This is a genomic window from Paenarthrobacter sp. PAE-2 (genome assembly GCF_026013155.1).
In the GTDB taxonomy this organism is placed as follows: Bacteria; Actinomycetota; Actinomycetes; order Actinomycetales; family Micrococcaceae; genus Arthrobacter; species Arthrobacter ureafaciens.
This window is the reverse complement of the sequence record NZ_JAPDNV010000068.1, coordinates 1-8,686: the sequence shown is the minus strand read 5'-3', so window position 1 is coordinate 8,686 and position 8,686 is coordinate 1. Positions and strand designations below refer to the sequence as shown.

9 protein-coding genes are annotated in these 8,686 nt (G+C 63.8%); 2 read left to right on the top strand and 7 right to left on the bottom strand.

The window, feature by feature from the left end; translation table 11 throughout:
* Window positions 1-279: 279 nt before the first annotated feature.
* The 4 genes from OCL88_RS20465 to OCL88_RS20450 all read right to left on the bottom strand — a co-directional run bounded on the left by OCL88_RS20465 (window position 280) and on the right by OCL88_RS20450 (window position 3,879).
* Window positions 280-885, bottom strand: a complete 606-nt coding sequence (locus OCL88_RS20465; protein ID WP_264963763.1) for a DUF6318 family protein — start codon at window positions 883-885, stop codon at window positions 280-282.
* A gap of 193 nt (window positions 886-1,078) precedes the next feature.
* On the bottom strand, window positions 1,079-1,456 hold the full coding sequence (locus OCL88_RS20460) for an RNA-binding S4 domain-containing protein (RefSeq protein WP_264963762.1): 378 nt from the start codon (window positions 1,454-1,456) through the stop codon (window positions 1,079-1,081).
* Window positions 1,457-1,644: 188 nt separating this feature from the next.
* Window positions 1,645-2,742: a sulfite oxidase gene (locus OCL88_RS20455; RefSeq protein ID WP_264963761.1), complete on the bottom strand. Its 1,098-nt coding sequence runs from the start codon at window positions 2,740-2,742 to the stop codon at window positions 1,645-1,647.
* Window positions 2,743-2,844: 102 nt separating this feature from the next.
* A complete protein-coding gene (locus tag OCL88_RS20450; protein ID WP_166187727.1) occupies window positions 2,845-3,879 on the bottom strand; it encodes an aldo/keto reductase in 1,035 nt (344 codons plus the stop codon).
* A 243-nt stretch (window positions 3,880-4,122) separates the two neighbouring features.
* Between OCL88_RS20450 and OCL88_RS20445 the strand changes: the two genes are divergently transcribed.
* The gene (locus OCL88_RS20445) at window positions 4,123-4,614 is read left to right on the top strand and encodes a flavin reductase family protein (protein WP_021473966.1); all 492 of its coding nucleotides are present in this window, start codon (window positions 4,123-4,125) and stop codon (window positions 4,612-4,614) included.
* 6 nt (window positions 4,615-4,620) lie between these two features.
* On the opposite strand, the gene OCL88_RS20440 is transcribed toward OCL88_RS20445, so the two are convergent.
* On the bottom strand, window positions 4,621-5,478 hold the full coding sequence (locus tag OCL88_RS20440; protein ID WP_264963760.1) for a hypothetical protein: 858 nt from the start codon (window positions 5,476-5,478) through the stop codon (window positions 4,621-4,623).
* Window positions 5,479-5,661: 183 nt separating this feature from the next.
* On the opposite strand from OCL88_RS20440, the gene OCL88_RS20435 reads away from it, so the two are divergent.
* Window positions 5,662-6,066, top strand: a complete 405-nt coding sequence (locus OCL88_RS20435) for a YchJ family protein (protein ID WP_264963759.1) — start codon at window positions 5,662-5,664, stop codon at window positions 6,064-6,066.
* A 12-nt stretch (window positions 6,067-6,078) separates the two neighbouring features.
* Here OCL88_RS20435 and OCL88_RS20430 read toward each other — a convergent pair whose 3' ends face one another.
* A complete protein-coding gene (locus tag OCL88_RS20430) occupies window positions 6,079-8,043 on the bottom strand; it encodes an acyl-CoA dehydrogenase family protein (RefSeq protein ID WP_264963758.1) in 1,965 nt (654 codons plus the stop codon).
* Window positions 8,044-8,105: 62 nt separating this feature from the next.
* Window positions 8,106-8,408 carry a hypothetical protein gene (locus tag OCL88_RS20425; RefSeq protein WP_264963757.1) on the bottom strand — a complete coding sequence of 101 codons (303 nt, stop codon included), beginning with the start codon at window positions 8,406-8,408 and terminating at the stop codon, window positions 8,106-8,108.
* Window positions 8,409-8,686: the final 278 nt, after the last annotated feature.

Genomic DNA, 8,686 nt, shown 5'->3' with positions numbered 1-8,686 from the left:
CACCCGGCAGACCGGACAACCGACCGGTCCCTTACACAGAAAACTTGACACCCCCAGTGGGTATCGGCCATGTACTGGTTCGGGTCCTCGGATGCAGCAGCGACATTGCCAGCAGACAGGCCCCTGACAGGGCCGATATCAGGGTCGAAGGTCCAATCAACGCCGATTTCATAGCTCCCACTGGAGTCATTGGAACTCACCCACTCTTCAGGGGTATCTGCGAACGCATCCTGAGGAGTGCCGAGTAAGAGCAAAACGACCATAGTGGAAAGAAGCCATCTACCTATCCTTAGCGATTGCACCTGCGTCCACCACCTGCCATCGCGTTCGGTACTCGGCTGTCACGATGAACACGTCATTTGTGGCGACATCTTTAACCCGTCCTTCTGAGCCGTCTGAGTTGAAGTAGGCAATCCCGTCTTGTACTACCTGGACTTTTGCGCGGTGCGAGGCGCTACCTGGTTCCCATTCGATTTCCATCGCTGGGATGCTGAAACTTCCGCCAGCTAGCCAGCGTCCATTTCTGTAACTGTCCACAGACGCCTTCTTCATGCGGTTGCAGAGCCTGCAGTCAGCCGAGCTAAGGTCGGCAAGGGTTGACACGTCACCCGTCTGATTGGCATAGCTTTTGACCTCGTACCAGTACCGAATGAACGCCTCCAGCCCCTCCTTCGAGTTCTCCTTCGCCAGCTCGGGCATGACGGGCACCGGCACGTTCTCGGCTTTGCCCTTCGAATCAGCAGGCTTGTAGACCCCCGGGTTCCCGGAGGAGGGACTCGAGGAACCGGAAGGCGAGGCACTTGCTGCGGGAGGCGCCGTCGTGGTTTCCGTAACCGCGCCTGGAACCGGCGGCGAGCCAGGGTCTTGGCATGAACTCAGGAGCACAAGCGCAGAAACCGTGAGGGCAACGGAACGGAAATGGGCAGGCGAAAGAGCAAACAAAAAGCGTGGCAATGTACAGACTCCCCAGCGACTGTTTTTGGCGTAGTGCTGGCCAGTCTAAGCAGGGGGTTCACGCTGGTTCGAGCCGGAAAGACCCATCTGTGGATAACTGCACAAATCCAGCCGGAGCTGGATGTTATCCCCGCAGCTTGTCCATGTCGCGGCGGTCCTTCTTGGTCGGCCGGCCGGCACCGCGGTCGCGTTGGGGCAGGCCCAGCTGGGGAAGGACAGGGCGCGGGGGAGTGTGGTCCGTGTAGCAATGCGATGCAGCCTCGGCGCCCACACGCTTGGCAATGAGTCGCCGCACTTCGAAAACGCGTTCCCACCCGGATTCGCGGACCCGGATGGTGTCTCCCACGATCACAGGCTGCGACGCCTTCACGGGGTTGCCGTTAAGGCGGACATGCCCGGCCCGGCACGCAGCGGTTGCGGCGGAACGGGTTTTGTAGGCTCGGATCGCCCACAACCAAGCGTCAACGCGGACGGTGGCCGGGGCGGAAGACTGGCTGCTCATGATGCAGTCGAGTCTAGCGAAAGCGGTTGCGGCGGATAGTCGTGTGTTCGCCGCAAACGTACACGGACCGCTGCAAGGCTACAGCGAGCATGCAGGCTTCCCGCGAACTCGGCCCGCGAACCCGGCGCGCGAACTTGGCGCGAGAACCCGTACAGGCACGCACAGGCCCCCACCCGCGAAACACCCCCCTACCGCACCGTCACCTCCACCCGTTGCGCCATGTTGTTCCCTATGCCCTGGTAATTCCACACCTGTTCCGTGGGCTGGAGGGCGCCGGACGAGTCCATGGCGCGGCATCGCAGCACGTGATCACCCTTGTTCGCTACCCACACCATGGACCACGAGCGCCAGGCGAAGTCCCCCACGGGCGGATCGAGGTGCGCAGGCATCCACGTTCCATCGATGCCCACTTCCACGCGCTCCACGTCGCCATGCCCGGACCACGCCCGCCCGTGAAGCATCACCGGTCCGGCATCCACTACCCGGCGACGGGTGAAGAAATCGGGAATGCCAGGCGGCACCATCAAGGACCGCACACGAATGTGGGTGACAGGCAACCCCGGCCCGTCGGGTCCTTGGAGGTAGTGGTAGGCAACGGCTTGCTGGTAGCCCATGAACCTCGACGTCACAGCTTCAATGGACGTCAGCCACTTCACGCTCGCCATTCCGTACCAGCCCGGCACCAGCAGCCGGAGCGGGAACCCGTGCTGCAGCGGCAGCGGTTGACCGTTCATTGCGTACACCAGCATCACCTCGGGGTGCGTGGCCTCCTCAATGGTCAGGCTCCGCGCATACGGCTCTTCGACGCCGCCTTGGATGCCGCTGTCAGCGCCGGTGAAGACAAGTTCGACGGCGTCACTCGCCAACCCGGCCTCCTCAAGCAGGGGTGCCAGGGGAGTTCCGGTCCACTCCGCCGTGCCGACGGCGCCGAGGACCCACGGTTGGCTGAGTGGCCGGGGTTGCAGGAGCGATCGCCCGTTTCCCGCGCATTCGAGGGTGACGGGCATGGTGACGGCGGGGCGGGCTTTGAGGTCGTCGATGCTGAGTTCCAGAGAGTGGGAAACAGCCCCGCCCAGCCGCAACCGCCACGTCTCAAGCGAAACGTGCGGAATGTCGAAATGGATCAGCAGGTAATGCAGTCCCGCGGGGGTGAGATCGTCGTGCAACGCTTCAAGCGGCATCGAGTGGTTCCGGCCGGCGAGTTGGAGTTCTTCGTGGGTGAGTGGGCCTTGGGTCGGCTGGCCCGGGGTGGCGGCAAGGCCGCGTTCAATATGGGGTGTGGACATGGCGGGCGGCGTTCTACTGGAACCGACGCTGCGGATGTGCCGCAGCACTTAGGTCAAGGATCACGCCGCGCCGGAACCGCCGTCAATAGGACGTTGCAAGGCCTACCGGCGTCGAAGTTCCGGGTACTCCAAGTGCGGCGCCACAGTGCCGGCATCCCGCTCGAGGAAGTTCACGGCCGGGGCAACAATATCGTCGATCTCGTCCAGGATGGCTTCGCTGAGTACGACATCAGCGGCCTTGAGATAATCAGTAAGATGCTCCTCGGTCCGTGGTCCGATGATGACGCTGGTGACTGCGGGGTGGTTCATGGCGAATGCCACGGCCAGTTGGATCAAGGAGATGCCGTAGCGGGCAGCGACCCGGCCCAAGGCATCGGCCGCGTGCAGCTTTGCTTGGTTGAAGGGCGCGGTCACGTCGAAGCGGCCCGGGACAGCCGAGAAGCGCGAACTTTCAGGCTGACCGCCACCCACCCGGTACCCGCCGGCGAGCCAGCCGCCGTCGAGCGGTCCGTAACTCAAAACCCCGACGCCGTACTGCTGGGTGATGGGGAAAACGTCCCGTTCGTTGGCACGCACCAGGAGCGAATACGGAACCTGGTCCACGACTGGGGGCGTGAGGTGGTTGGTGTTGGCAATCCACTGTGCCTCCACCAGTTGCGCGGGACTGAACACAGAGGTGCCGTAGTAAAGGATCTTGCCCTGCCGGATGAGGTCGTTGAGGGCGGTGATGGTTTCCAGCAGGTCGGTGTTGTAGTCCGGGCGATGTGCTTGGTATAGGTCGATCCTGTCCGTATCCAAGCGACGCAGGCTGTCTTCCACTGCCCTGACGATCCAGCGCCGCGAGTTGCCGGCGTGGGCAGGATTGGAACCCATCTGGCCGTGGAACTTGGTGGCGAGGAAGACCTCGTCACGACGGCCGTGGATGGCCTGGCCCACCACGTTTTCGGCCTCGCCCTGGGAGTAGATATCCGCGGTGTCGATGCTGGTGATCCCGGCATCGAGGGCTGCTTTGATGATGCGGATACTGTCCGCAGGACCGGTGGGGGCGGTTCCTGTCCCGAAGTTCAATGTGCCAAGGGTGAGGGGGCTGATCAGGGCGCCGGTGCGTCCAAGAGTTCGTAGCTCGTTGAGGCTCATGTCGGCTTCCTGTGGTGGGGGAGGTGTCCCGTCGAGGCTACACAGCGCTGCCGGACGCAGAAACGCAAGTGGTAGAACTTCTTCGTTTTTCGTCTTGGGAAGTAACGGAAGGGGCCTTACTGCGAGACATTTCTTGACACCGGGCAATACAAACGACTTCCGGATCCACAAACGTGGAGGTTCCCGGGAACGCATGAATCATGGGGAAAGAGGTTCAATCGACGCGCAAAGGGGACAGATCAAATGACACGGACAACGGTGGATGAAACAGCAGCGATCAAGGCTGCCTTTGCCCGGTTCCCGTCCGGTGTGGCTGCGTTCAGTGCAATGGTCGACTTCACGCCCGAGGCCTTGGTGGCATCGTCCTTTACAGTTGGCGTTTCCTTGGAGCCTCCGCTGGTGATGTTCGCCGTGCAGAACTCCTCCACCACCTGGCCCAGGCTTCGGCAGGCAGCCCGGCTCGGTGTATCCGTGCTTGCCGAGGGGCAGGAAGCCGCGTGCCTCCAGCTCTCCTCCAAGACCCGCGACCGTTTTGATGGCGTGGCCCACAGCGTCACCGACTCGGGGGCTGTGCTGATCGACGGTGCCGTGCTGGGCTTCGAGTGCGAAGTCGTGTCAGAGATTCCGGCGGGGGATCACGCGATCGTGGTCCTTGAGGTCAAGTCCACCACCGTCAACCATGATTCCGAGCCACTCATCTACCACGGGGCATCGTTCCGCCAGTTGGCGGCCTGACTTCGCCTAGGAGTTGCGGCTGGCTCCGCTCAAAGAACCCTTGCGCACCTGGCCCGTGGACTTCCCTTTAGTGGAGTTCTTGGCCCCCTGCTTGCTGGAAAGCGGCTTGAGCGCGGCCGGTTGGACTGGTTTTGCGGGTTCAGTCTTCTTGGCAGGGTCCGCCGGGGCAGGCGCCGTTCCTGCGTCCGGGGAAGAACCGTTTCCCGACGACGGTTTGGCCGGCGATCCCGACTCTCCCACCTCGCGGACTGTCACCTTGATGGCCGGGGGCTGTTCCGCCTTGGCCCGGGCAGCCGCCCGCAGGTCAGCTTCAGCCACGGCCTCGGCCCAGCCCTTCGCCAGGACGGGCGGTTCCTTGGCTGCGGCCACGACGAGGGGATGATGGTTGGTCTGGGTGTCCATCTTGGACTTCCACGTGCCGTCCTTGACGGAGGCAGCCGCCCCCGCGACCCGGCGTCGGGCTTCTCCAAGGAGGTCCCGCTTCGGTTGAGCCGGGGCAGGTGGCGTTTCAACCACCACCGGGGGTGCGGAAGGTACGGGCGGAGCGGCAACGGCGGCTGCGGCCAGTACGGCCACATGGCCGGTAGCGGGCTCGTTCAGCGGTGCGTCAGCAGCAGGGAGGACGCCGGAACCAGCCGGGGCGGAGGAGTCCTCCGGCCGCTGGGGGAGATGGACGATCGGCGTCGTTTCCTTCTTGGGAAAGATGCCGAAAAGCGCAAGGATGATGATCGACAGCAGACGCCCGATACCGGCCACCACAAGCGTGATGATGATGACGAATCCCAGACCCAGGAACATGAGGACTGCCATCCCCAACGTCCCCAGGTAGGTCAGGTTGATGGCGAGCGTTGTCGGATCCTCCACGTAGCCTCCCCTGGCTTTGCGTTTTGATGCCCGCGGTCTCCCCCGCTTGCACATCTAGCCTACGGTCCGGCACCGACGGAATCACGCCCGGCTCAGCACTCCTGCGGGGTTGTTTCAAAGCTGTTATACGGCGTGGGAAAATATGTTGCGCAGCTCTCATTTACGGCCTCGGAAAGGGGCATTTTGACGCCCGATCTCACCCGTCTCCGCAACGGCGCTTGCCCGTGCCTGTCCGGGGATCCATACGACCATTGCTGTGGCCGGTTCCACCGCTCGGAAGCCGACGCACCAACTGCCGAACAGCTCATGCGCTCGCGGTATTCGGCCTTCGTTGTCCTGGACCCCGGATACCTTCTGCGCACGTGGCATCCGAGCACGCGGCCGGACACCATGGACCTGGATCCGGAGATGGAATGGCGGCGGTTGGACATCCTCGGAACCACGGCCGGCGGACCTTTGGACGCGCGGGGCACGGTGGAGTTCGCAGCCCACTACAGGCACGACGGCGAACGCGGAGTCCATCGCGAACTCAGCCGTTTTGTGCGTGAGGACAAGCGTTGGTACTACGTTGACGGCGACGTCCGCTAACGCACCGGAAAGCTACCTGTACTTGCGGTGCAGGCTCTCCTTGGCTGAGGGGCCGGGGGAGGCGTCGGCGATCCACGGCCCGGTTCCTTCGGACTGGTCAAGGATGCCGGCCTCAAGCCAGGCGTAATCCCCGGCGAGGACCTTGCGCGAAAGGTCGCGGTCGGCGTCGTCGGTGTTGCGCCAAAGTTGGTCGAAGTATTCGTCCACCCGTACGCGCGCCTGTTCGCAGTAGGCCTCTGCCAGTTCAAAGGCTGCTGCGGCATGCTCGGGCCGGGTGTGCAGCAGGTTCTCAGCCCGCGAGCAACACGCGGCCATCGCGAACAGCTCGGCTCCGATGTCCACGATCCTGCCGAGGAACGCTTGTTTGTGCTCGAGCTTCGCCTGCCAGCGGCCCATGCCGTAGAACGTCTGCCGTGCCAGCCGGCGGGACGAACGCTCCACGAAACGCAGTTGCTTGCCCAGCCGCCCGAAGTCCGAGTAGGACCTCGGGTCCATTCCCGCCCCGGCAACCAGCTTCGGCAGCCAGCGGGCGTAGAAGCCGGAAGCCCCGACGGCGGCCTTCGCTTTGTCCTGCAGGCTCGCATCCAGCGAGGCGAGGTCGCCCGCTGCCGCGAGGTGCGCGTCCACGGCCTCGCGGGCGATGAGGAGCTTCATGATCTCGCTGGAACCCTCGAAGATGCGGTTGATCCTCAGGTCACGGAGGAGTTGCTCCGCTGCCACCGCGCGCTCGCCGCGGGCCTCCAGGGAGTCGGCGGTTTCAAACCCGCGGCCGCCGCGGATTTGTACGAGTTCGTCGGCAATCCTGCAGCTCAGCTCGGTCGACCACAACTTGGCCAGTGCGGCTTCGATCCGGATGTCCCGTGAGCCGGCATCGGCCATTTCGGCGGACAGCTCAAAGACCGCCTCCAAAGCGAAGGTCGTGGCGGCAATGAAAGCGATCTTTTTGCTGACGGCCTCGTGCTGTCCCACCGGGCGGCCCCACTGGGTGCGGGCATTGGACCACTCGCGGGCAATCTTGAGGCTCCACTTTCCGGCGGCAACGCACAGTCCGGGGATGGAGAGGCGGCCCGTGTTGAGGGTGGTCAGGGCAATCTTCAAACCCTGGCCTTCGCGCCCCAGCCTGTTGGCCGCCGGGACACGTACCTGATGGAAGCGGGTGACGCCGTTCTCGATCCCGCGCAGGCCCATGAAGATGTTCCGGTTCTCCACGGTGATGCCAGGAGAATCCATCTCCACGACGAACGCGGAGATGCCGCCCTTGTGGGTTGTGCCGTCCGCATCCGTATGTTCAGGGACGCGGGCCATGACCACAACGAGCTCGGCTATCACGCCGTTGGTGGTCCAGAGCTTCACGCCGTCCAAAACGTAAGACCCGCCGTCGTCGGACAGGACCGCAGTGGCGCCCATGCGCGCGGGGTCGCTGCCGACGTCGGGCTCTGTCAACAGAAAAGCGGTAATCGCGCCCGCGGCGCATCGGGGCAGGTACTCGCGCTTCTGCTCGTCCGTGCCGAAGACCTTCACGGGCTCGGGGACGCCGATGGACTGATGGGCGGAGATCAAGGCACCCAAGCTGGGATGGACCGAACCCACCAAGGCCAAAGCGCGGCCGTAGTAAACCAGCGACAATCCCAGGCCGCCGTACTCACGCGGGATCTTCATGCCGAAGACGCCCAGCCCGGCCAGTCCCGTGAGGTATTCGTCCGGGATCTTCGCATCGCGTTCGATCACGCGTCCGGACATGGTCCTGCAGAAGGCCTCGAGCTTGGCCATGAACTCTTCGCCGCGCTCAACATCCTCTGCCTTGGCCTCGGGCCAGGGGTGGATCAGGCTGAGGTCGAAGCTGCCCAGGTACAGGCCCTTGGCGAAGCTGGGACGGTTCCATTCGGTTTCCCGCGCGGCTTCGGCGACGGCACGGGCCTCCTCTGCGGAGGCGTTGACGCTTGCTGCGGAGAGACTGTTGTCAGTGGCGGACGACATGGGATAACTCCTCTAACCGGTTGTGCCGGATGGAGCCAGGGTCCGCCTCGGGTGCGAACCCTTCAGCTGTCCCTCAATGCTACCCGCGGGTAGCTACCCGTACCAGTGGATACCTGCGGCTGGAATTCCGCCGGGATGTCCACTTGGCCGGCATGGTGGACCAGTCGGTCCCAGGCGAAGTTGATGCCATGGACCAGTCCGCCAAGGACGGTCTTGACGGCGTACCAAGCCATGCCCATGACGCCGATGAGAACAATTGTTGCTATTGCCGCCGCCGCGATGAAAGCGACCAGAAGTGCAGCGAACGCCAGCGTTCCAATGAACACGTAAGTGGCGGTTTCCAGCGTCGTAAAGTCGAAATCCACAGTTCCCCCTATGCGACAGTGCGTGGGTAGACGCGGCGTTGCCGGCGTCGATGATCTGACCTTAGGGGCGGCGGGGGCCCGCGGCCAGCATGGAGACGGTGTTGATACGGGATCGAAACCCTACCCTGCGGTAGGTCACGGAAAGGGCACGACGGCGGCACGCACCCGGGTGGGCACCCGGCGCCCCACCCCCGTACCCATCCGGCGCCCCACCTGGGTGCCTACCCCACCCAAGTAGCGCTCAGGCGGCGCTGCCGCACCGTGGTGTTAGAAAGTGT